The 23,846-nt window shown below is 28.4% G+C and carries 23 protein-coding genes and 1 pseudogene; 2 read left to right on the top strand and 22 right to left on the bottom strand.

Going from position 1 to position 23,846, the window contains the following annotated elements; translation table 11 throughout:
* Positions 1-251 precede the first annotated feature (251 nt).
* Complete coding sequence (gene pepI, locus KGF42_RS15240; RefSeq protein WP_054274945.1) at positions 252-1,133, bottom strand: proline iminopeptidase; 882 nt, start codon at positions 1,131-1,133, stop codon at positions 252-254.
* Between the two features lie 464 nt (positions 1,134-1,597).
* Between pepI and KGF42_RS15245 the strand changes: the two genes are divergently transcribed.
* Positions 1,598-2,572, top strand: coding sequence for an aromatic acid exporter family protein (locus KGF42_RS15245; RefSeq protein WP_227826613.1), 975 nt, complete (start codon positions 1,598-1,600; stop codon positions 2,570-2,572).
* 114 nt (positions 2,573-2,686) lie between these two features.
* On the opposite strand, the pseudogene KGF42_RS20240 reads toward KGF42_RS15245, so the two are convergent.
* From KGF42_RS20240 to xylB, 21 genes and pseudogenes are all read right to left on the bottom strand, one after another.
* A pseudogene (locus tag KGF42_RS20240) lies at positions 2,687-2,812 on the bottom strand (transglutaminase domain-containing protein); the annotation flags it as partial.
* A gap of 54 nt (positions 2,813-2,866) precedes the next feature.
* Entirely contained in the window at positions 2,867-3,718 is an 852-nt protein-coding gene (locus KGF42_RS15250) for a MurR/RpiR family transcriptional regulator (RefSeq protein ID WP_227821834.1), read from the bottom strand.
* A 16-nt stretch (positions 3,719-3,734) separates the two neighbouring features.
* Positions 3,735-4,655 (bottom strand): BadF/BadG/BcrA/BcrD ATPase family protein, encoded by a 921-nt coding sequence (locus tag KGF42_RS15255; RefSeq protein WP_227821833.1) that lies wholly within the window; start codon positions 4,653-4,655, stop codon positions 3,735-3,737.
* A gap of 109 nt (positions 4,656-4,764) precedes the next feature.
* Positions 4,765-5,679: an N-acetylmuramic acid 6-phosphate etherase gene (gene murQ, locus KGF42_RS15260; protein ID WP_227821832.1), complete on the bottom strand. Its 915-nt coding sequence runs from the start codon at positions 5,677-5,679 to the stop codon at positions 4,765-4,767.
* 79 nt (positions 5,680-5,758) lie between these two features.
* The gene (locus KGF42_RS20525) at positions 5,759-6,208 is read right to left on the bottom strand and encodes a phospho-sugar glycosidase domain-containing protein (protein ID WP_413927029.1); all 450 of its coding nucleotides are present in this window, start codon (positions 6,206-6,208) and stop codon (positions 5,759-5,761) included.
* 26 nt (positions 6,209-6,234) lie between these two features.
* Positions 6,235-6,453 carry a MupG family TIM beta-alpha barrel fold protein gene (locus KGF42_RS20530; protein WP_413927032.1) on the bottom strand — a complete coding sequence of 73 codons (219 nt, stop codon included), beginning with the start codon at positions 6,451-6,453 and terminating at the stop codon, positions 6,235-6,237.
* Complete coding sequence (locus KGF42_RS20535) at positions 6,450-6,620, bottom strand: MupG family TIM beta-alpha barrel fold protein (RefSeq protein ID WP_413927030.1); 171 nt, start codon at positions 6,618-6,620, stop codon at positions 6,450-6,452. The genes KGF42_RS20530 and KGF42_RS20535 overlap by 4 nt, the downstream gene beginning before the upstream one ends.
* A 232-nt stretch (positions 6,621-6,852) precedes the next feature.
* Complete coding sequence (locus tag KGF42_RS15270) at positions 6,853-8,199, bottom strand: PTS sugar transporter subunit IIC (protein WP_227821831.1); 1,347 nt, start codon at positions 8,197-8,199, stop codon at positions 6,853-6,855.
* 80 nt (positions 8,200-8,279) lie between these two features.
* Positions 8,280-8,588, bottom strand: coding sequence for a PTS sugar transporter subunit IIB (locus tag KGF42_RS15275; RefSeq protein WP_054274952.1), 309 nt, complete (start codon positions 8,586-8,588; stop codon positions 8,280-8,282).
* A 263-nt stretch (positions 8,589-8,851) separates the two neighbouring features.
* Positions 8,852-9,250: a hypothetical protein gene (locus KGF42_RS15280; protein ID WP_227826614.1), complete on the bottom strand. Its 399-nt coding sequence runs from the start codon at positions 9,248-9,250 to the stop codon at positions 8,852-8,854.
* 1 nt (position 9,251) lies between these two features.
* Complete coding sequence (gene anmK / locus KGF42_RS15285; RefSeq protein WP_413927031.1) at positions 9,252-10,403, bottom strand: anhydro-N-acetylmuramic acid kinase AnmK; 1,152 nt, start codon at positions 10,401-10,403, stop codon at positions 9,252-9,254.
* 330 nt (positions 10,404-10,733) lie between these two features.
* Positions 10,734-10,916, bottom strand: coding sequence for a hypothetical protein (locus KGF42_RS15290; RefSeq protein ID WP_227826615.1), 183 nt, complete (start codon positions 10,914-10,916; stop codon positions 10,734-10,736).
* Between the two features lie 197 nt (positions 10,917-11,113).
* Positions 11,114-12,271: an MFS transporter gene (locus tag KGF42_RS15295; RefSeq protein ID WP_227826616.1), complete on the bottom strand. Its 1,158-nt coding sequence runs from the start codon at positions 12,269-12,271 to the stop codon at positions 11,114-11,116.
* A gap of 2 nt (positions 12,272-12,273) precedes the next feature.
* Positions 12,274-12,741, bottom strand: coding sequence for a PTS glucose transporter subunit IIA (locus KGF42_RS15300; RefSeq protein ID WP_227821826.1), 468 nt, complete (start codon positions 12,739-12,741; stop codon positions 12,274-12,276).
* A gap of 13 nt (positions 12,742-12,754) precedes the next feature.
* Positions 12,755-13,243 carry a hypothetical protein gene (locus KGF42_RS15305; protein ID WP_227821825.1) on the bottom strand — a complete coding sequence of 163 codons (489 nt, stop codon included), beginning with the start codon at positions 13,241-13,243 and terminating at the stop codon, positions 12,755-12,757.
* 13 nt (positions 13,244-13,256) lie between these two features.
* The gene (locus KGF42_RS15310; RefSeq protein ID WP_227821824.1) at positions 13,257-14,588 is read right to left on the bottom strand and encodes a 6-phospho-alpha-glucosidase; all 1,332 of its coding nucleotides are present in this window, start codon (positions 14,586-14,588) and stop codon (positions 13,257-13,259) included.
* A 14-nt stretch (positions 14,589-14,602) separates the two neighbouring features.
* A complete protein-coding gene (locus tag KGF42_RS15315; RefSeq protein ID WP_227826617.1) occupies positions 14,603-16,168 on the bottom strand; it encodes an alpha-glucoside-specific PTS transporter subunit IIBC in 1,566 nt (521 codons plus the stop codon).
* Between the two features lie 169 nt (positions 16,169-16,337).
* Complete coding sequence (locus KGF42_RS15320) at positions 16,338-17,123, bottom strand: MurR/RpiR family transcriptional regulator (RefSeq protein WP_107596036.1); 786 nt, start codon at positions 17,121-17,123, stop codon at positions 16,338-16,340.
* 167 nt (positions 17,124-17,290) lie between these two features.
* Complete coding sequence (locus KGF42_RS15325; RefSeq protein WP_227826618.1) at positions 17,291-18,490, bottom strand: S41 family peptidase; 1,200 nt, start codon at positions 18,488-18,490, stop codon at positions 17,291-17,293.
* A 522-nt stretch (positions 18,491-19,012) separates the two neighbouring features.
* Entirely contained in the window at positions 19,013-20,350 is a 1,338-nt protein-coding gene (xylA, locus tag KGF42_RS15330; protein WP_227821822.1) for a xylose isomerase, read from the bottom strand.
* Positions 20,351-20,454: 104 nt separating this feature from the next.
* Entirely contained in the window at positions 20,455-22,002 is a 1,548-nt protein-coding gene (xylB, locus tag KGF42_RS15335) for a xylulokinase (protein WP_227826619.1), read from the bottom strand.
* 207 nt (positions 22,003-22,209) lie between these two features.
* Here xylB and KGF42_RS15340 point away from each other — a divergent pair, with 207 nt between their 5' ends.
* Positions 22,210-23,391 carry an ROK family transcriptional regulator gene (locus KGF42_RS15340; protein ID WP_227826620.1) on the top strand — a complete coding sequence of 394 codons (1,182 nt, stop codon included), beginning with the start codon at positions 22,210-22,212 and terminating at the stop codon, positions 23,389-23,391.
* The last annotated feature ends 455 nt before the right edge of the window (positions 23,392-23,846 follow it).

Below are 23,846 nucleotides of genomic sequence, written 5' to 3' on the forward strand. Positions count from 1 at the left end.
TTAAGTTCTTTGCTATATTTTTTGTGTTTTTTAGACATAGAAAAACCCCCTTAGAGTATACACTTTTTAGACCTATTATAATGGCCTTTTATTTAAATGTCTACTATAAGGGGATTATACTAAAATAAAGATACGCCTATTTTTTATGGTCGAAATTATGAAAATACATTTCATTTCATACAAAAAGAGTGCCTCATGAACTAAAAAGTTCATTTTGAGACACCCACTTTCTATATAAATTTATATAATTTTTAATCGTTCGCATCTAACCACTCAGTTAGGACTTTTATATATTTATCATTTTCTTCAACGAATGGCATATGTCTTGAATACTCAAATAACTCCCACTTACTATTAGGAATTCTATCGTACATAGTTTTTGCAATATATGGTGAACATAAATCTATTGCTCCACTAGTTACTAGACAAGGCTCTTTTATTTCATGTAATCTATCTGTAAATTCATATCCAGAAAGAGTTCCTGTAGGAGAAAATTCATTTTGTCCCCATCCTACAATATATGCTTCAGAACCTGATTTTTTAGGTCTTCTTAGGCACTCTGGAGAATCTTCTGTTACTTCACCTGCACAATACATTTCCATAAATCTTTCTAATGCCTCATTATATTCTTTACTAGAGTAGTCTCCAGTATTTACTGCATCAAGCAATGCTTTTTGGTCAGCTTCACTCATATATGATATTCTTCTTTTTTGTTCTTTCTCCCAAAGCTTTGCAGAAGAAAGAGTAGATGAAAGGATGTAAGACTTAATACCTTTTGGCTTATATTCAATAGCATACCAAATAGCCTGCATGCCTCCCCAAGATTGACCTAATAGATGAATTTCTTCAAGTCCTAGATGCTTTCTCAGTTCAATAAGCTCCTCTATCCAAGTGTCAGCATTAAATAGCTCAGGATGCCCTTCTACAAATGAATTTCCACAACCAATTTGGTCATACATTATTACTTGTCTACCACTTTCGGCTACCTTGTCCAATACTTCAAAATAGTTGTGTGTAGAACCTGGACCTCCGTGAAGTAATACCAATGGTTTCTTCCCTTCTGTATTTTCTCCTACTATACGGTAATAGGTTTTAAAACCTTTAAAAGGCATATATCCTTCAGTAATTTTCATGTTTATCTCCTCCAATTTTCTATTGTGAACAGTAATTAAGTTCATTAATAAAACTATTTAAAACTTCTTATACATATTTAATTATGTATTTTAATCTTTATGCCTACTTTTATAAATAGTATAACATAAAAGTTAAAAATCTCTATACTAAACCAATTATAAAATCATATTAACTATATAATTTTATTTTTTTAATAATAGTATATACATCTTTGATTATTTTTATTTGATACCTTAATAGTAATCTTAAATTTTCTTTCTATAATAAACTACTTCTATTTTATAGGCTCATGTCAGTTTCTAAATTTAAAATTTTTAAAAAAATTTTCATAAAATAAAAATATATTGATTGTATTCAAATAAATAGGGCAATAAAATAATTAAGTATAGTTAATTGTCTTTTAAGCAATATTAGTTTTATGTTAAAATTATCTTTATTATATTGATTTACAGGAGGTTTGTATTTGAATAATATTAATTCACTTAAAGTAATAAAATTATCTCTTGGATGTTCACTCGCTATATTTATTGCTTGGCTATTAAAATTAGAATACTCAATGGTTGCTGGAGTTATAGTACTACTTACAGTAAAAGACACTAAAAGAGAAACTCTTAAAGGCTCTATTGGAAAGATTTATGGTTTTCTTTTATGTACTATTTTTTCATATTTATGTTTTAATATTTTAGGATATAATTTGACTTCATTTTCAATATTTATATTTATAATTATACCACTTTGTTTTTTATTAAATATTCAAGATGTTATTGCTATGTGTGTAGTCATCGCATCCCATTACTTTCTTCAAGGAGAAACATCTGTTAAGTGGATTTTAAACGAAGCTGGAATATTTGCAGTAGGGACTGGAATAGGTGTCGTAATAAACATGTATATTCCAACAAATATACATAAAATCTATGAGGTTCAAAAAAAGTTACAGAAAGAAGTGAGCATTGTACTTATAGACATTGCAGATATTATTGTAAATCCAAAAAAAGAAAATGGATATAGTAGAGATTTATATACATTAAATTCACTTATTGACAGCAGTATTTCTGAAACTTACGATAATATTAATAATACTTTATTAAGTGATACCAGATTCTTCTTAGAACATATGAATATCATAAAAAGTCAACGTGATATCTTAGAAAATTTGTATAGTTATGTATCTCAACTAAATTCTACACCACCACAAGCTCATATTCTATCTGCTTTCATACATAAGATAGGTTATACTGAATTTGAAGCTGAAACAGGAAATCTTCTTCTTGAAGAATTGAAGAGATTAATGCTTAGTATGCAAAACCAACCTCTACCTGTTGACAGAACAGAATTTGAAAATAGGGCTATTTTATTTTTTTGCTTAACTGAATTAAAACAGTTTCTAATTAACCGTAAACGTGCCCAAGTTCTTAGAGATAATAATTTTTTTAAATAAAAATGATAGAAATCCAGTAGTTGACCCAACTACGAAATACCAGATATAATGTTAAATGCGCCCCAACAAGAGGGCGCAATGTTTATAATTTCTTCTACTGTCATAATTAAATCATTATTCATATCGAATATACATTACTTGGCCAATTCCAGTATTAGCTTTTTCATCAATGATTTCTATTTTAATAATCACATCATTTTTTTTACAATACTTTGCTAATTCTGCCCCAGAACGGTTCTTATCGACTTATACTTATAATCTAATTTCACTGTTTAGTTGATATATAACCTAATTTTAAGCATTATCAATATTTAAATAATCAAGTATCCTTTTTGTTTCTTGTAATTTCTGTTCTGCCTCATTTAAATTTTCTTGAATTATAGAAATATAGATTATGTCTATCAATGTAAGCATTGCTATTCTTGAAGAAATAGCACCTTCTCTGAGCCTTTTTTCTATATTTGGCACTACTAGTTTTAAGTCACTAATCTTACTAAGATGATTATCACTATATTTAGTTATACAAACAATCTTACATCCTTTTAATTTTGCATTTTCTATAGACTTTATTACTTCTTTTGATTCTCCAGAATAAGATATTGCTATAGCTATATCTTCTTTATCTACATTTGAAGATACCATAAGTTGTGTATGACTATCTAAAGAGGTAAATGCTTGTTTATTTATCCTTAAAAGTTTCATCTGTAAATCTAATGCAACTAAAGCCGAACCTCCTACTCCAAAAATATATATTTTTTTAGCCTTTATTATCTGTTCAACAGCTTCTCTTATTACATCTTTTTCATTCAACAATCTTGTTTGGTTGATAGTCTCTATGTTTTTGTTTGTAATTTTATTTATAACACTATCTATATTGCAATCATAGTTTTCATCTACATATGTGTATTCATTCTCTTTCCCCATCAAATCTTTAGCTATCTCAATTTTTAAATCCCCAAAACCCGAATAGCCCATTTTTCTAGAAAATCTCACTATACTTGCTGTACTCGTTTTTGAGTTTGATGCCAATTCTGATACAGAAAGCTTACTAATAGTTTCTGTATTATTCAATATATAATCAGCTATTTTTTTATCTACTTCTGTTAAATCTTCATATATTTGTTTTAACTTTAAAATACAACTCATACTCCACCGCCTCTACCTATTTACTATAATATTTCTTCTTAGCAAGTAAACATGCTCCTAAATCTGGAGTCAACACTGGCCTCACTATATCAAATCTCGCCTTATTCAAATATTTTTTAAGTGGTTCTAATATTAAATCTCCTGACTTAAATACTCCACCTGAATAAGATACCTTTATCTTTGTACCTTGTTCAAAATGATGCTCTAATCCTATTATAAGCCTACTTAGTTCATAAGCTGCATCATCAAATATTTTACTAGCAGTATTATCACCTTCAATAACTGCTTTTAAACATATAGTAGCAAACTTTGCTATTTCTATTCTATCTCCTTTTATTTCATCATTTACATATTTTATTATGTCATAATCATTCCCTATATCAAGATGTCTTTTTATTAAATCGTATAATTTTGTTTTTGAACACCTTCCATCAGACTGCATTGTGAACATTTTTAGAGTAGCCATTCCTATATAATACGCTGACCCTTCATCTCCTAATACATAGCCCCATCCTCCACATCTGTGAAGATTCCCATCTTTATCTAAAGCCTGTGCTATTGAACCAGTACCTGCAATTATATTTATACCTTTTTCTCCATTTAAAGAACCTGCTAATGCTATTTCTACATCATTGCCTAAAGTATAATTTATATGACTATATGCATTTTTTGTTGCTACTTCTAATGCGTATAATACTTCTTTTATTTTTCCATATCCAGCAAGTCCAACAAATGCATACGTTATTTCTTCTACATTTATCTTAGCATCTTTACAAACTTCTTCCAACCCAGTTATTAATAGTTTTGTTAGATTATCAAATCCTATTTGATTATAATGACAAGTTCCTTTGGTTATGTTTCCCACTGTATTTAATTCTTCATCTACTAATGTAAATGTTGTTTTAGTTCCTCCACCATCTACACCTAAAAAATACATACTATCCCCCTACAATATTTTTAATAAATCTTTCAATATTTAATACTTAAAAATAACCTCCCAATACCATACTTTTAATATTGAAAGGTTATCAGCATTATTATTTATTTTACAATATTTCTATTGATTTTAAAGCTTCACTTATATAACCTTCTTGTCTATCAAGTATATTTTTTGCACTATCCTTATCTATACCACTTTTTATCATAAATATAGCTAATTTGACACTATTATCTGCTTCTTCTAAGAACTTTTCTGCAACATCATATTCTACACTTGTAGCTATCATTATTATTCTTTTTGCTCTTTCAACCAACTTTTCATTTGATGTCTTAACATCTACCATTAAATTTGAGTATACTTTCCCCATCTTAACCATAGAAGCTGTTGTCAACATATTACATACCATTTTTTGAGCTGTACCACTTTTCATTCTAGTTGAACCCATTATTACTTCTGCACCTACTATAATGCTTATTGGTAAATCCGCTTTTTTACTCATTTCACTATTTGGATTCATAGTTATTGATAATACTGCACATCCCAATTCCTTAGCATATTCCATAGCTCCTATCACATAAGGAGTTCTTCCTGATGCAGCTATACCACATATAACATCCTTAGAGGTAACTCCTCTATCTATTATATCTTGCTTTCCAAGTTTTTTATCATCTTCAGCACCTTCTACTGCTTTGAATATTGCTTGATTTCCACCAGCTATTATAGCTTGGACAAGCTCAAAATCAACTCCGTAAGTTGGAGGACATTCTGTGGCATCTAGTATTCCTATTCTCCCACTAGTACCTGCTCCTATATAGAATAATCTACCTCCTTGTTTCATTCTATCTACTATTATATTAACAGCTTTTGCTATACTTTCTTTTTGTTCTTCAACAGCATAAGCTACAGTTTTATCTTCGTTATTTATTAATTCTATTATGCCTAATGTATCTTCTTTATCTATTTGTAATGTATTCTTATTTCTACCTTCTGTAACTAGGTTTTCCAAAGTTTTTATTAACATATCATTTCCTCATTTTCTTAATATTAAATTTTTAAACACATTTTAATTTTAGTCTTCATAATTATATCTCAATAATAAATTATTTTGTTGAAGGCTTAAAACTAAACTTTTGCCATGGTTTAATATAATCCAATATAAATAATTCTTCTTTTCTTATACATCCTACTACATTCGATTTACCACTGTTTTTCATATCAGTCAAAGCTATTTGTAACTCCCCTGCATAGTGTCCATATTCACTACTTTCAATTACTATATCTCCTCTTTTTATCATTTTAGGAGCATTGAATAATTCAAATTTGTATCCTTTATATTTAACTCGAGATTGAGTAGACCTTATCATATTGTCAGATATGTCCCCTCTATTAAAATGTATTTCTTCAAAGAGTATCTTTTTCTCAACTTCTTGTATATTTTCTTCCATTATTACATCAAATGTAACCATATCTTTTCTCATAGAACCTAATACATTAAGCTCCTCATATGTTGGATAACAATTTGATATTATTATATCGTTTATATTAATCATAGCTATTATATGCTTTACTTGAACATCTATAGGTAACTTCTGTGCATCTCAATTGTTGGAAGTCCATCAGTTACAGGCCATGGTCCAAATGTATTTTCATTTTGACTTGTTACAAAAACTGCTGTTCTTAATCCATCTGCCTTCGTCTTTTTAAAAAAAGTTAAATCTTTATAACTTATTTCTAATTCCTCAAATACCCTAGGATTTACATCAAGTATTACTTCAAAACCTTTAAACTTAGCTATTCATTTATACTCTTAAATTTTTTAATTATATTTTCTTTAGTATCTTTAACTGATAGTAAACATGAAAACATGCGTGTAAATCCACTTTCAGCAGCTTTATATATATAATCATATATTTCCTTAGAGGTTGTCTTTTCTGGATAAATTGATATTCCTAATCTTCCCATCTGTGTCATCTCCTTATATCCTATATGTGTTTAAATTTATTTCGAAATACACGAAACTTTTTTTAAAATTCAGCGAAAAAAAGTTTCATATATATTTACAAAAAAAGAAAAGTTTACCTTTTCTTTTTTCATAAATAATCACCAAAATATCCTTGTTACTTATTTCAAAATTGTTATACTTTAAAATTTATACTAATTTAATAAAGTTTCTAATTCTTAATATAGTTTCTAATTAATAAGCTTCTTGCTCTCCAACTTTTTCTTCCTGAAGTAACCTCTTATCGTACATCTTAACAAATGGATAGTATATTATTATTGATATAGCTATACACAATAAATTAAGAACTGAAGCTCTCCAATCCCCACCAGTGGCTAAGTATGCCCCTACTGGACCTGGTAATGTCCAAGGGGCAGTAACTACTACTCTAGACACTAAATTAGCACTCATCGCAAACCATGAAATTGTACCCATTACTATTGGTGCTACAACAAATGGTATTATTAATATTGGATTTAATACTATTGGAGCTCCGAATATTATTGGTTCATTTATATTGAATATTGCTGGTATTACAGTTGCTTTTCCTAAAGATTTTCCATAAGCTGATTTTGCTCTAAATGCAAGAAGTAGAGCTAAGCCTATTGTAGCTCCAGAACCTCCAATCCATATAAACCATTGAAAGAATGGCTCAGCAGCAATACCTGGAACTGCTTGACCTGCAGCATATGAAGCTGTATTAGCATCTAATAATTGTATCCATAAAGGTCTTGCTAATGAACCTATTATTGATACACCATGTATTCCAAATGACCAAAAAAATGTTATTAAAAATATTAATATAATTACTGATGGTAATGTGTCAGTAGCTGAAACTAGTGGAGTTATTAATTTAGCTATGAATCCATGCCAATCAAATCCTAAGAAATAAGTAACAATAGCCATTAATAATATTATTAATCCTGCTGGTGTCAGAGCTTCAAAAGACCTTGTGACTGATGCTGGAACTGCTTCTGGCATGGTTATCTTGAACTTAGATTTGTCAGTAAATCTATAAATCTCAACACCTATTATAGACGTTATAATAGCAACAAACATTGAACCTCCACCAAGATTAGCCATTGGCATTTGCCATCCTTGAGGAATTGAATTATACCAAGCTAAAAGTTCTGGACTCTTTTCAACTATCTTTAATAAATCAGGTGTGAGACCCTCTATTGCAGTAGGAACTATTGTCAAAAGGAATGTAGCTGTAGCTAATAAACCTCCTGTCAATCCATCTAACTTATATGACTTTGCCAAACTATAACCTATACCAAATGTAGAATATACTGATATAATAAAAAAGGTCATTCTATATGGTAGTAATATTGTAACTGCATTTGCCTTTAGATACTGAGTCACTCCCCATGAATCTGGTAGTGGAGGAAATGCTAATATTAAGAAAAATGACCCAACTATTATAAGTGGTAATGAAGCTACGATTCCATCTCTTACAGCCCTTAAGTGACGTTGTTCTGCTAGTCTGGCCATAGATGTTGATAATTTAGTGTCTAAAAATTCTGTAAATTTATCTAGCATCTTTTCTCTCCTTAATTAATATTTATTTTTATTATCATTAAAATTTTTGTAAAATTAACTTTCTTCTACTATACCAACTGCTATTCACTCAACAGCTCTTGAACTTGTTTTAGTAACTTTGGTCCTCCTAATGGACTATAAGCTTGTGCTTGTATTAATGCACATGGTACACCAACTTCATCAGCAAAACCTTTTAAATAGTCAAATCTATGTCTGACTTGTGGAGCTACCATAGCAATATCCCATCCATTTTTAACTTCATCCTCAAACTCTTGAGTCCCAACAGCTAAAACATCTATATCTATTCCATTTTTTGCTCCTTCTTTTTGTAATGCATTAACTGCTATAGCACTTGACATCCCTGATGAACAAACAAATAATACTCTCATATTTATTCCTCCTTGTTTTTTTATTTCTTTCCAATCATTATAGCATGTATTTTTGATTACAGGAATACATTTCCATATACTTTTTCATAATTTACAAAATTTATTGTAATTTTATTTCATGTATTTGTATCTTATTTTAATTGATTTATATACCTAATTATTCTTTTTACCAAAATTACACACGACTTCAAATACTTATATCTTTTCTTACAAAAATAAAAAAGACTATCTCATTATTAACATAAAATAGTCTCCATACTTTTTTAAATATGTATTCCTTTATATATCCAGAAGTAACCTATTATTGTAAATGATAAGGCAAATAAAATATACAGCCTAAAAAATCCTAAAGAAAAACCTCTCTTAGTTTCAACAAAGTATCTTGTATATGCAACTGCAAAAGATGTAATTAATGAATTTCCTACAACAACTCCCAATCTATTATCTATTCCAAATATAGATAGTAAAAAAGGAAAAACTACAGTACTTACTAGAGATGAAACTATTAGTATTAGCCCACTTTTAAAACTTATAGTCGGAATATTATAATCCGTTTTTTGTTCTTTCTCCATTTGTCTTTTAGTATTTTTATTACTTTTTATACTTTTGGAATCTTTATAATTATTATTTTTCTTTCTTTTATTTTTTTTATTAGTAGACATGCTATTTACCTCCAAAAGGTTTAGGTGTTATATTACCTAAGATAACTTTATTTTTAGCCCCTGTTGCAGATATTACATTAGAAAAAGAATTATTTAATGTTTCATTCCCCAAAATTACAAATGCCAAAGCCTCTTTTGCATCAGAAGAATACCCATATTCATCCTGAGTTAATACTTCAACCCCTAATAATAGCTCTTTTATATATCTTATTAAAGTTATATTATGAGCTCCTCCACCTCCAATTAATAAAGTATCTATATTAACCTTTGGAAGTATGAAGTTTTTATAATTATAGTATATAGTTTTTGCTGTAAACATAGTTACTGTTGCTATCAAATCATACCTATCTATATGTTTATATTTGCTAAACATATTATCCAAATAGACTTGTCCAAATACCTCTCTTCCAGTACTTTTGGGTGGTGCTTGACTAAAATATTTGTGACTCATCAAATCTTTCAACATTTCTTCATTAATTTTACCTTCTGATGCAAAGTATCCATTTTTATCATACTTTTTATTAAATAATCTTTGACATACTCCATCTATTATCATATTTCCTGGACCTGTATCAAATGCAAATACATCATCTATGTTACATGATTTAGGTATTATAGTAATATTTCCTATCCCACCAATGTTTTGAAGTGCTACATTTTTATTGTTATCACTATATAATAAAAATTCACTATATGGGACTAATGGAGCACCTTCTCCACCTGCTGCCATATCCATTACTCTAAAATTAGATATTACCTTTGTATTTGTTTCATATGCTATAACTGCTGGTTCACCTATTTGAAGTGTTGAAGATATGAAATTATTATAACTTCTTGGTATATGGAAGATTGTTTGACCATGAGATGCTATAAAATCCAAATTTTCTATATGAAAATTTGCTTTATGGCATACTGATTTTACAGCCTTACTAAATAAATATCCAAGCTTAAAATTTAAGCTACAGATTAAATCAACACTCGATTCCTCTTCTATACAGCACTTTCTTATTTCGTCTTTTATATCTTTAGGAATTTCTAAAGTTATAAATTCTATTTGCTTAATTTTAGTATTTCTACCATTCCCAGTAATTTCAGCTAATACTGCATCAACTCCATCTAAGGAAGTCCCTGACATTAAACCTACACTATACATAGTTATCATCCTTTAATTTTATAGTTATTTTATACTAAAAATCCTTATATATTGTTATACAACTCACATATTATCATCTCTAAATTTTGCTCTATTATAATATCTTTCATGTAGTTATTTATTCTCCAATCAAATTATTAAGTTTACTAATTTTAGAATTAATCTTATTACATCTTTGATTATAATAATTTATTCTTACAAAATGAATTGAATTGATTTTATATGTGGCTTTACCTTAGCTAAATCTTATCTTAATTAATTTTCAGTGTCAATGTGATTTTATGTAACTTTTTTTCATAAGTTAAATATATTTTCTCTTCAAAACTATATTCAAATAATTATTATAAATATAGAAATAAATATTAAAATAGCATACAGTATAGCTTCTATGCTAAGCCCATTAGATACCTTTATATCAAATCCAGATAACTTTATTATCACTACCTGAAAAAATCTGGATGTTATTATCCCTATAATTATACCTGTTACACAAGAACTTATTCCTATAAGCATATTTTAAAGGTTTTATATAGATAAATCCTTAAGTAAATATTACATTTTAGCTGCTAGCATTACACTTTTGTAACATAGAATATAGGCTATTATAATCATAATAGAAATGTCTCAAAATAACAATTTAAGTCGTACCTTTTTTGTATAAAAAAAGAAAAGAGGCTCCTAAGAAGCCTCTTTTCCATGTGATAATTATTTTATTTCAAAAGTTTCTTTTTTAAACATACTATCAAGCCATAAGCTAAGCATCCAAAAATACTTAATACCATCAATGTATAATTATAACCAATATTAATACTCAAGAAGCCAGCAACAGTTGGAATAATTAGAGAAGAGCCTCCCATAAATATACTTAAAGCTATTAACTGGCTACTACTTCTAAGTTTTTTAGGAGAAACTTCAAATATTAATGTTTTTGAAGTAATTAAAATTAAAGGAGTAGAAAACACTTGAAAAACACACAGTATAATAATTATATTTGAATCACTTGCTAAAGCAAATAATAAAAACTGAGTTGTTATCATAATAGCACTTAATTTTAATAAGTTTAAACTACTATATTTTTTTAATAAATAAGAGCCAGCCAAATATGTTGGTATCTCTAATAATGACTGTAAAGACCACTTTAAAGATATTTGAGAATTTGTAGCATTTAAAGTTATCATTTTATCTATTACAGTACAGTTATTTGCTACCACCATTGAGTATAGTAGAAATAAAATACATACTAGTAAAATATATTGCTTATCTTTTAATAATTCAACAATATCTTTTTTAGTTACATTTATCTTCTTGTCAATCTTTTCAATATCAGGTAATAACAATATATTTATAATAAGTAATACTACAATTAAACCAATAGCTACAGATAATCCAAAATATGAGAACTTAAGAATTAGGTAAGAAGCTACCATACTTCCAATAGCCCATCCAATTGACCCAAAAGTCTTAATAAACGACAAATAATTACTAATCCTATCTCCACAACCTATTATCCATGTATCGTATAAGCTACAACAAGTATTTAATAATCCTCCTGATAAAGCAACAAGTAATAAGTATATTATAAAGGTTGCAGATTCAGTAGAAAACATAATAACTGATGCAATTCCATAAACTGATAGACTAATTAAAACAATTTTTTTCATTGTTTGATACTTATCAGCTAATACCCCAAATAATAATTGAAATAATATATTGGTTATTGCATAACTCGATAATATAATTCCTCTTTCAAATGCTGAGTAACCTAATTTTGATAAAAAAGGTGTGAATTTTGTTGACGCAAAAGCAAAAATAATATATGAGAGAAAATAAAATATGATAAATCTAAATTTAATCGATTTATTAATCATAATCAATCAAAACTGATAACTTTAATACCACTATTTCCTTCCTGATTTAAGTTTGAAAGATGATATTTTACCTTATTAGGATTCTCTATAATAGCTAAAGGAATATATAAAGTACTTTCAAGTAACTTGTTATCGATTTCTACTAACTTTTCCCCCATATTAACTTCTTGACCTCGTTTAACTTCTAATTTAAAGTTTTCTGTTTTTGTTGTTGCACTATCTAATCCAATATGAATAAGAATTTCAACATCATTTTGTAATTTAATTCCTATAGCATGGTTAGTTTGAGCAATAAAACTTATTATCCCTTTAGTTGGTGATTTAAGAACATTGTCCTTTGCTATCATAGCAAATCCATCCCCCATTACCTTAGTTGAAAATACTTTATCAGGAATTTCTTCAAGATTAATTATTTTTCCATCAATATAGGAATTAATTGTAATTGCTTCTTTTTTTCTTTTAAAGAACATTATAAACACTCCTCTACATAATTAACTTTATTCTGATTATCATTACAAATAACGATATTAAGCATACTGCAACTGAGGAAAAAAGAGCTTTATAGCTCTTTCCCCATTGTAGTTTTTTAATACTGCTTATGATTTGTTTAATTCCAACAAATTTATAAACATAGGTAAACATGATAACAATAGTTATTGTGTAAATTTGAAATACCTGTCCTAATAAGACTAAATAGAAAGCAATCATGTTTTCTTTTATATCTTTATTCTTTTTTATATTATAAATAACATATGCACTGTATACTGCACTAAAGTTAGAGACTAAATTTAAACTTGCATTAACATCATTATTTAAAAGTTGTGAAAATGAAACATTTGTAAATAATGATGTCAATTCTAAATACACTATATACAGAACAGGCAATATTAGAAAATAACCCATTATCACTGAAAGAAATATATTTTCATCTTTTAATACTACTGTGATATTTTTTATTTTATTTGTTATCATGTTTTTATTCTCCTTATTTAAAAGTTGGCCAGAAATCCTTATTAGCCACAATCATTTCATCTAAGATTTCTTTTGCTACTTTTGCACTTGGAACAGTTTTACTCATAGTAAATGACTGCCATAATTTTTGATAGCTTTTGTCTATCCATGCTTCTACAGCTAATTTTTCAGAAGCAACTTGTTGTTCCATTAAACCTTTTTGGAAAGTTGGAATTTTACCTATAGACATAGGTTCAACCATATCTTTTCCAACAAGACAAGGAATTTCAACCATTGCATCATCTGCAAAATTTTCAATAGCTCCATTATTAGGAACAATCAGTAAAAATCTTTCTTGAGTATTAAATGCTAATGCACACGCTAATTCAACAATAAATTGAGAATGTTCACTTGCATCAAACCATGTATCTCTTGCTGTACCATTTTTTACAATTCTTTCACATTCTTCAAATGTATCTTTCTCTCTTCTATCCATAATCTCATTTGCTCTTGTATAATTTGGATTAGCATGTTTAACAGTTTCATCAGCCATTAAATAATATTTTAAATAAGTATTAGGTAATGTAGTTGGTTCTATTTCTAATAAGTTCTTTGCCGCTCTCATAGTTTCTAACCAACTAGATTCTTTGTGTTGACCTTGAGGTGTAAATTCCTCATACCCCTTTTTAGCACAATATTCCTGTAATTTAGGCATTAAATCATTTCCTTCTTTGTCCTTAATACTTGTCCACCATCCAAAATGATTCAATCCATAATATCTAACATCAAAGTCTTTACGAGAATTTAAACCTAAAACTCTAGCAAATATTTCCTCTAAACATACCGGCATATCACAAATATTAATAATTCTTGAATTTGGTCTTAATACACGACATGCTTCTGCAACTATAGCTGCTGGATTTGAATAATTAAGCATCCAAGCATTTGGAGAATATTTTTCCATATAATCAATCATTTCGATTACTGGACCTATTGTTCTTAATCCATAAGCAATTCCACCTGCTCCACAAGTTTCTTGACCAACGACCCCATATTTTAGTGGAATTTTTTCATCTTGTTCACGTAAAGCATATAAACCAACACGAATTTGTGCCATTACAAAATCAATATCAGTAAATGCTTCTTCTGGATTTGTTGTATAACTAAATTTAATTTCTGGATTTTTCTCTCTAACAATTATTGCACATGCTTCAGCAACTTTTCTTTGTCTCTCATCGTTATTATCATATAATTTAATTGATTCAATAGGAAATTTATCAACACTTTCAATTAACATTGTTACAATTCCAGCAGTATAAGTACTTCCCCCACCAGCAATTAGTATCCTCTGTCTTTTTCTTTCCATCTTTATCTCTCCTTTTATAATAAATTTTCAAATTCTTCTCTTACACTTGGTACTGAAAGCCCAATAATAATCTGAATAGCTTTTCCATTATGCACTAAACCATGTGCACCTACTGCTTTAAAATCTTCTTCTTTAGAAATGATTGAGTCATCTTTCAAAGTTAATCTCAATCTTGTAGCACAGTTTGTAACATCTACAACATTTGCTGCTCCACCAATTAATTTTATGTATTCAGCCGCTTGTTGAGACGCTTTACTTAATTTATTTCCTTTTTCATCTTTAGTTTCTAAATACTCATTTTTAGTATATAGTTTTGTTTCTTCAGTATCTTCCTCTCTACCAGGAGTTTTCAAATCGAATTTCTTAATTAAGAAAGTAAATACAAAGAACCAGATAAATGAAAATATAATCCCTACAACAACTTGAATAATATATACCTTCCAGTGATACATCCCAAGTGGAAGCCAATTTAATACAACCCAGTTAATAATTCCTCCACCAAAATCACCAACAACCCCTAAGGCAAATGAAATCGTTTGCAAACACGCATCTAAAAATGCATGTACTAGGAATAAAAGTGGAGCTACAAATAAAAATGTAAATTCTAATGGCTCAGTAATTCCAGTTAATACTGCAGTAAGAGTAGCAGGAATCATTAAACCCAATACTTTTTTCTTTTTTTCTGGCTTTGCCGTCACATAGAAAGCGCCAAATACACCTAGTGAACCAAACACCTTCGATAAACCCGATAATGAGAATCCAATTGGATACATTTCCTTTAGAGTATGAGTTGAAGTTTGAAAGTTCTGAATATGAGTAGCCCAATATACTGATGTACCACCTGGAACAACAACACTATCATAACAGATTGGTGCATATACAAAATGATGTAACCCAGTTGGTATTAAAATCTTTTGTAAGAATGCATAACACCAAACTCCTATATTTCCACTATTTATAAAAAATGTTTGTAAATGCCTAATAACATTTTGAACATGAGGCCAAATAAAGCAAGTTAATAATGCAACTGGTATCATAACAAAGAAACAAATTGCAACTACAAGTGATGAGCCTCTAAATAATCCAATAAAATCTGGTAGTTCTTTATCATAAAATCTATTATGAACATAAATAACAATGCCTGATATTAATAAAGCACCAACCATACCAGTATCTAATGTTTTAATACCAGCAATGCTTACAAGTCCACTTCCAGCACTTATTTCAGCTGCAAAATCAACCCCAAAGCTTTTTCCCCAAAAACTTAACATAGAACCTACGAAATAATTAAAAGTCAAGTATGTTGCTAAAGCTTCCATGCAAGCTCTTGCTTGTTGCTTTTTTGCAAGTGCTATTGGTAAAGAAATAGCAAATAATAATGGTAATTGATTAAATACCATCCAAGCTCCACTGGATATTACTCCCCAAAATTGGTACCAAATATTTTCCGGTGTAGCAAGCGAACCCATAATTGACTGATTTTGAAATACAATTGAGAATCCAACCATTATCCCAGCGAAAGCAAATAATAGTGTTGGTGTAAACATTGCCCCTCCAAAACGTTGTATTTTCTTCATCATATAAATTACTCCCCTCCTTATATTTTTATTTTATCTTTGGCCTTAGATATCTATTATTTTAACAGGTTAATAAATATATACAATCTTTAGGCTATATTCGGAGCTTATTCACAATCAAATAAGTTTTTGCACATTTTTATGTTCAAATTTTCATAAAAAAAAAGAATGACTACAATTTGCAATCAATCCCTTCTGTAATCATTCTATGTCTTTTATAAATACTATATTTAATAAATAATAACTCAATCAATATAAAATATAACATTGTCAATTTATAACTAGGGTGCATTTGTAAAAATGAGATATTAGTTGCTGAAATATAGATTGATTCATCACTTAAATCAGTTAATGTATTATTTTTAAACTCTGTAATTGAAATTATTTTAGTTCCTATTAATTTTAATCTTCTAGCAATATTAAGTGTATTTTCATTCTCACCACTTAGGGATATAATAATCATAACATCATTTTTACTGACAATATTGTAAAAAGAATCATCAAATGTTCTTCCTTCAAAATCATATATTATTTCTTGACATGATAAGAACATTCTCTTTATCTGTTTTGCAACCACATTTTGAATATCCCCTGAACCATACGCGTATATTGTTTTTGATTCATAAAGAAGTTTACACAATGCATCATAATCTTTATTTTTTTGGTCTTCAACATACTTAATTATTGAATTACACGCAATATCAAATGACTGATTTTCTATAACATGAACCTTTTCTGATTCCCAGCTTAATAAGACTTTAAATTCACTAAAACCTTTTAAATCTAATTTTTTAACAAATCTTGTAATAGTTGCACGAGACACATTACATTTCATAGCAAGTTCATTTATTGACATCTTACTACAATGTTTTTTATTTGCAGTTATATATTTCCATATTAATAAATCTGTCTCATTCAATTTATTATAATTTAAAAAAATCATTTCTTCTAATCTCATAAACTATTATCCCCTTTAATTAAAAATCGTCATAAATATTATACCAATATTCAACATTAAATTACAGCATATTCTTATATTTCCTATTTATCCTATAAAATTGACTATAAGAAATACTACTATAATTGATGCTTTAAAAAAAGGTAGTTTTAATTCTATTCTTTTATCTAATAATTAATATTTTCAAGTTCTAGTGCTTTTCTTATGCAACTATCATCTTTAAAATCAGCAGTCCTTTTACAATCTTTTACTTTAAATTCTGGAATAGTTTTAAATTCCTCATCACATATTCCATTCTTATTTAAATACATACAACTTGCCATTCTAACTATTAGACTGCTATTTTTTAGATTAAACAATACAGGGTCTATACACCCTCCATCTCCGCCAGTAGTTTCACCCACTAAAGTTGCAAATTTAGTTTCTTTACAAAACATTGCAAACGACTCTGATGATGAATATATCTTTTTATCGACAAGTAAATATATATTCCCTTTAAATTTTAAATCCTTCGTAGATTTTATGGTATAAGAAGTATTTTCAAAACTACTAAAATCTTTTATAATTTCTTTGGGAGCATTTTCTTTTACATTTTGTGGTAAATTATTTATAGGCTCTAATTTTATACTTCTTGCATTGGTGTATTTTTTTACTATTTTATTGTTATTTCTATAAATTCTATATCCATTTATTTTAACATCATTTTTTATAAGTTTAGATACGATTCCTTGCCAACAACTATCACTTCCGCCTGAATTACCTCTTATATCAATAATTAAAGCCTTATGTTTTTCTAAAGTGTTAATATAATCTCCAATTACCTTTAAATCATTATCTATAGGCCCATTCTTTGACGACATTGATGGTAAATACATATATCCAATTTTACCCTCAACGATATCCTTTAAAATCAATTCTTTTTTTACAAGAATATCATTTGGCATTTTTATTTTAGGATTTATAGAGTCATATCTATCTACAACTTTTTTATCATTAAGAAAATCATACCAATCATTATTAGAATATGATTTCTTAAAAAGTTCATATCGTTTCTTATTATCTATTAATTCTGTATGTTTATTATTTAAATCAGATAATATAGATGACAGTTCTTCTATAAATTCTTCATCATTTTTAGTACTTTTTATTCTTTTTGTATATTCATCCTTATTTTCTAACCAATCAATATTATTAAGCCTTTTATTTACATCTAGATATGGATATCCTGTTTTTATAACATTATATACATAATTAAAGTCATCTACCTTTTCCTCTTCAGATAGTTGATTCTTTTGAGAATAAGTAGAATTACCTAATAAAATTATAAATACTGAAATAACTATTGAAAACACTATTTTCTTTTTCATTCAATTCTCATCAACTTTCAAATTATATATTTTAATACATTGTATCATTATTTTATTATCACCTAAACAACTAAAAGAAATTCCTGAAGATATATTCCACGATTACTCTCTTTAAAAAATTTTTATTTGTATTTTCAAAATTATTTCTTGCAAGTTATAAAATAACAATCATATTTAAACATCTATTTTTCCACCATGTCCTGAAAGTAAATTCTTATCAGTGATATGCTAAAAAAGATATCCTAAAAAACTTATCCATTATGATGGCTTAAATTGAGATACTTTACTGATTTTTGGTTATTAGTTAAGAAAGATATTGATAACTAGAAATATTGATAACTATAGAAATGATTATTTTTGATAGAAATTTTAAGGATATAAACTAATTATACTTAAGTCTATATCCTTAATTTATCAAGATTATGAGAATTTTTACAAATATTTATCTTTATCTGTTTTAGAATAAAAACAAGAAAATATTCTTTTATTTTATTCAAACATTCAAATTTAATAACTACATAATTACTTATTAGAAATTGTATCTACTTCATATATATATCTGTTAAGTATAGCTTCTAGCATTTCTTGTCTTCCAGACTTATTCTTTATAACTGGCATTTGCAGTGCATAAGATTCTAGCTCTTTAAATCCAACCTTAGCATCTACTATATCTTTACCTATACCTTCACTAAAACTTGCATATCTTTCTTTAGTAAAGTTTTCAAATACCTCATCTTCTAATAATTTATGAGCTATTAATAATCCCTTTGCAAATGTATCCATCCCTGCAATATAAGCTAGGAATAAGTCTTCTACCTCAAAAGATGCTCTTCTTACTTTAGAGTCAAAATTAAATCCTCCTGGTGCTATTCCACCTTGCTTTAACACTTCATACATAGCAAGTGTTGCATCATATATATTTGTTGGGAATTGGTCTGTATCCCATCCTAATAATAGGTCTCCTTGATTTGCATCTATACTTCCTAAAACATTGTTTATTCTTGCTATATTTAATTCATGTTGGAAAGTGTGACCTGCAAGTGTTGCATGGTTTGCTTCTATATTCATTTTAAAGTATTTATCTAGACTATACTTTCTTAAGAATCCTAAAACAGTAGCAGTGTCAAAATCATATTGATGTTTAGTAGGCTCTTTTGGTTTAGGCTCTATTAAGAATTGTCCAGTAAACCCTATTTCCTTAGCATAATCTACAGCCATTTGTAAGAATCTCGCAAAGTTATCCATTTCAAGTTCTGTATTAGTGTTAAGTAAAGTTTCATAACCTTCTCTTCCACCCCAAAATACAAAGTTTTCTCCTCCTAAATACTTAGTTACTTCCATAGCTTTCTTAACTTGAGCTGCTGCATAGGCATAAACATTAGCATTACATGTTGTAGATGCACCATGTACAAATCTCGGATTTCCAAACATATTAGCAGTTCCCCATAATAACTTTATACCTGTTTCTTCCATTTTAACTTTTATATACTCAACTATTTCATCTAATATCTTATTTGTTTCTTCTAAATTTCTTCCTTCTGGAGCTATATCTCTATCGTGAAAACAGAAATACTCAATTCCCATTTTAGACATAAATTCAAATCCTGCATCAACTTTAATCTTAGCTATCTCAATTGGGTCTGTCATATTATTCCAAGGTCTCTCTACTGTACCTACTCCAAATGGGTCATTACCTTCTCCACATAAAGTATGCCAGTAACTCATTGCAAATCTTAAATGCTCTTTCATAGTCTTATTGCCTACTACTTGTTCAGGATTGTAGTATCTAAATGCTAACTCATTATTAGATTTTGGTCCTTCAAATTTTATCTGTCCTATTCCTTTAAATATCTCACTCATTTTATATCCTCCCAATGTTTTACATATATGATGTATGTAATATTTTTTCTTAATTAAAAATTATTTTTATTTTTATCTTTCTCTTTATTTTTAAGCTATTTTAACTATTTATCTTTAAAATTAACTGCTTCATCTAATAACTTAAAATCTTCTTTCAAAGATTTGTATATTTTTTTATACAATCTGTGATATCTCTTATATATATCTACATTTTCACTTATTGGCTCTAATTTAGTTGAAGTTTTTATTATAATATCACAAGCTTTTTGTACATTTTCGTATATTCCAGCTCCTACTAATGCAAGAATTGCCACCCCAAGTGCTGGTCCTTCACTTGAATTTATAGTATGCACATCTTCATTAAACATATCTGCTTGCATCTGTCTCCATACTTTACTTTTACCACCCCCACCTGAGGCTCTTACTTCATTAACTTCTATATTAAGGTTTTCTATTATCTCCATACAATCTTTAAGACTATATGAAACACCTTCCATTATTGACCTTGCCATTTCTTTTTTAGAATGGATTGGAGATAGTCCAAAGAATACACCTCTTGCATAAGGGTCAAGATGAGGAGTTCTTTCTCCCATCATATATGGTAAGTAAAGTAGTCCATTACATCCTGTTGGTACTTTAGCTACTTGACTATTTATAATCTCATATACATCTTCACCTAAAGAATTTGAAACTTCCACTTCACTTTGGCAGAAATTATCTTTAAACCATTTTAATGATAGTCCAGCTCCTTGAGTAACCCCCATAACATGCCATGTATTTGGTATTGCATGACAAAAAGTATGAACTCTACCTTCTTTATCAATTTTTGGTTCTTTTGTATATGCAAATACTACGCCTGATGTACCAATAGTAGATGAAACTACTCCATCCTTAACTATTCCATTTCCTATAGCTCCTGCTGCTTGGTCTCCAGCTCCACCTACCACTATTGTTCCTTCTTTAAGCCCTGTCAAGTTTGCTACTTCTCTAGTTACATATCCTGTAACCTCTTGAGATTCATAAACTTTACCTAAAAGATTTTTATCTATGTTTAACTTTTCTAGTACTTCATCACTCCAATCTCTTTTTCTTATATCGAGTAACTGCATACCACTTGCATCTGACACTTCTGTAGCATATTCACCTGTCAATTTGTATCTTATATAATCTTTTGGAAGAAGTATTTTATTAGTATTTTTATAAATATCAGGTTCATTATTTCTAACCCATAATATCTTTGATGCTGTAAATCCTGTAAGCGCTGGATTGGCAGTTATTTCAATCAGTCTTTCTTTACCTACTAAATTGGTTATTTCTTCACACTCTTTTACTGTTCGTTGGTCACACCATATTATAGAGTTTCTCAATGTGCTCCCTTCTTTATCTAGCATAACTAGACCATGCATCTGCCCTGACAACCCAATTCCTTTTATAAGTTCACTATTTATATTTGAACTTTGAATTACACGTCTTATAGATTCGACTACAGCTTCCCACCAATCATTTGCATCCTGTTCTGCCCAGCCTGTTTTCTCCTGTATAATAGGATATTCATATGTACAACTTTTTATAGTATTTCCTAGTTTATCAAATAAGACTGTTTTAGTACCTGATGTACCAATATCCACACCTAATACATACTTCAACTTCATCCCTCCTTGAAACACCACTTCATAATTATCGTTTTCCTACCCTATTTTTTTATATTTTAGGTATATTTTTCTTGCTTTATTTTTGTTAGTATATTAAACTAACTTATGAACTAATAATAAAATATTTAATTATCTTTGTCAATGCAAAATAACCTTTTATTTTTGTCTAAAAAGTATTACAATATTATTTTAAGGAGGAATATCAAATTGGTTACTGATAAATACACGATTCGAGAAATGAATGAAAGATTGGTACTTGAACAAATTATAAAAAATGGTCCTATTTCTAGAGCAAGTATAGCCTCTACTATAGGATTAAATAAAGCAACTATATCTGCTATTACAAAAAAACTTATTGATGAATCTCTGGTTCATGAAATAGGAATTGGAAATAGTACTCATAGTGGTGGACGAAAACCCATACTTTTAGTATTTAATAAATGCTCAGGGATTTCTTTAAGTATGGATATTGGATATGACTATATATTTTCTTCTCTATCTTACTTAGATGGAACTATTATAAATTCTAAGAAATTAACAGATATACAAGTAAATAAAGATAATGTTATACAGTTAATAGATGAAATTATAGATAGTTATAACACGTCCAAAATAGACACTCCTTATAAGGTAATAGGTCTCACTTTGGCTATACATGGGATTACTTGTGAAAATAAAATATTGTTCACTCCATATTATAATCTTAATGAGATTGACTTATATGGTATCCTTAGTAAAAAATATGACTTTCCTATCCATATAGAAAACGAAGCAAACTTGACAGCTTTAGCTGAGAGTACTTTCTCAACTGTGCATAATTCACTACTTAGTCTTAGTATTCACAGTGGATTTGGTTCAGGCATTATAATAAACAATAAATTATATAGTGGTAGAAATGGTATGAGTGGCGAAATTGGTCACACTATTATCATACCTAATGGTAAACTCTGTCCTTGTGGAAACCGTGGCTGTTTAGAACAGTATTGTTCAGAGAAAAAAGTGTTTGAACAGCTTTCTTCTTTAGAAAATATTCCTAAAATAGATTCTAATATGTTAAAGCAATTATATTATGAAAATAATCAAAATACTAAAAAAGTTATCCATGAGTTTTGTAGTTACTTATCAATAGCTATAAATAACGCTATTGCAACATATGCTCCTGAGATAATATATTTAAATAGCCAAATAATCAGAGATATCCCTGAAATATTACAAATTACAAAAGACATGTTAGTTAGCTCTTTTAACAAGGGGATAAATATAGAAATTTCATCATTAGGGTCTGAGGCATCTCTCTATGGTGGCTCTGCTGTAAATATTAAGAGCTTTTTGAATATACAAAATTTAACCTTAATGAATGAAATAAATGAGAAGATAGCTGTACTATAATATCAAGTAATCTGATAACTAGCTTAAACAAGCTAGTTACATTTTTAATTTTTAAACGAACTAATGCTATTATCTATATTAAAAGGTAATAGAATAATAAAAAAATATAACTACATCTAAATCAACATTTACAACAGATGAATCACTTCTTAAATCACTTTATTTAATAGATTAATGATTATTATATAAGTGAATTCAAAGTTTTAGAACCTGACCTAAAATATTAAATTAATTAAATATTCATCTTAATTAAATACTAGTTGCAGTCATTATGAAAGTTAGAAAAATGAAAACATCTTTAAATAGATACTATTTTTACAAGAATATGCATAATCTTAAGTAAGGGTTATGACTATATTAGTATAATCCCCTTATAGTAGACATTTAAATAAAAGGCCATTATAATAGGTCTAAAAAGTGTATACTCTAAGGGGGTTTTTCTATGTCTAAAAAAC

Source organism: Clostridioides sp. ZZV15-6383 (assembly GCF_020657735.1).
GTDB lineage: Bacteria > Bacillota > Clostridia > Peptostreptococcales > Peptostreptococcaceae > Clostridioides > Clostridioides difficile_D.

Coding starts and splice junctions, on each gene's coding strand:
- KGF42_RS15250 (WP_227821834.1), bottom strand. CDS start 3,718: ATGAGTTGTATTTTAAAGTTAAAACAAATATATGAAGATTTAACAGAA.
- xylB (WP_227826619.1), bottom strand. CDS start 22,002: ATGAAGTTGAAGTATGTATTAGGTGTGGATATTGGTACATCAGGTACT.
- anmK (WP_413927031.1), bottom strand. CDS start 10,403: ATGTATAGTGTAGGTTTAATGTCAGGGACTTCCTTAGATGGAGTTGAT.
- KGF42_RS20525 (WP_413927029.1), bottom strand. CDS start 6,208: ATGATTAATATAAACGATATAATAATATCAAATTGTTATCCAACATAT.
- KGF42_RS15300 (WP_227821826.1), bottom strand. CDS start 12,741: ATGTTCTTTAAAAGAAAAAAAGAAGCAATTACAATTAATTCCTATATT.
- KGF42_RS15295 (WP_227826616.1), bottom strand. CDS start 12,271: ATGATTAATAAATCGATTAAATTTAGATTTATCATATTTTATTTTCTC.
- KGF42_RS20535 (WP_413927030.1), bottom strand. CDS start 6,620: ATGGGAAGATTAGGAATATCAATTTATCCAGAAAAGACAACCTCTAAG.
- murQ (WP_227821832.1), bottom strand. CDS start 5,679: ATGTTAATAAAAACTTTGGAAAACCTAGTTACAGAAGGTAGAAATAAG.
- KGF42_RS15280 (WP_227826614.1), bottom strand. CDS start 9,250: ATGTCTACTAATAAAAAAAATAAAAGAAAGAAAAATAATAATTATAAA.
- KGF42_RS15310 (WP_227821824.1), bottom strand. CDS start 14,588: ATGGAAAGAAAAAGACAGAGGATACTAATTGCTGGTGGGGGAAGTACT.
- KGF42_RS15255 (WP_227821833.1), bottom strand. CDS start 4,655: ATGTATTTTTTAGGTGTAGATGGTGGAGGAACTAAAACAACATTTACA.
- KGF42_RS15305 (WP_227821825.1), bottom strand. CDS start 13,243: ATGATAACAAATAAAATAAAAAATATCACAGTAGTATTAAAAGATGAA.
- xylA (WP_227821822.1), bottom strand. CDS start 20,350: ATGAGTGAGATATTTAAAGGAATAGGACAGATAAAATTTGAAGGACCA.
- KGF42_RS15290 (WP_227826615.1), bottom strand. CDS start 10,916: ATGCTTATAGGAATAAGTTCTTGTGTAACAGGTATAATTATAGGGATA.
- KGF42_RS15275 (WP_054274952.1), bottom strand. CDS start 8,588: ATGAGAGTATTATTTGTTTGTTCATCAGGGATGTCAAGTGCTATAGCA.
- KGF42_RS15320 (WP_107596036.1), bottom strand. CDS start 17,123: ATGAGATTAGAAGAAATGATTTTTTTAAATTATAATAAATTGAATGAG.
- KGF42_RS15315 (WP_227826617.1), bottom strand. CDS start 16,168: ATGATGAAGAAAATACAACGTTTTGGAGGGGCAATGTTTACACCAACA.
- pepI (WP_054274945.1), bottom strand. CDS start 1,133: ATGAAAATTACTGAAGGATATATGCCTTTTAAAGGTTTTAAAACCTAT.
- KGF42_RS15270 (WP_227821831.1), bottom strand. CDS start 8,199: ATGCTAGATAAATTTACAGAATTTTTAGACACTAAATTATCAACATCT.
- KGF42_RS15325 (WP_227826618.1), bottom strand. CDS start 18,490: ATGAAAAAGAAAATAGTGTTTTCAATAGTTATTTCAGTATTTATAATT.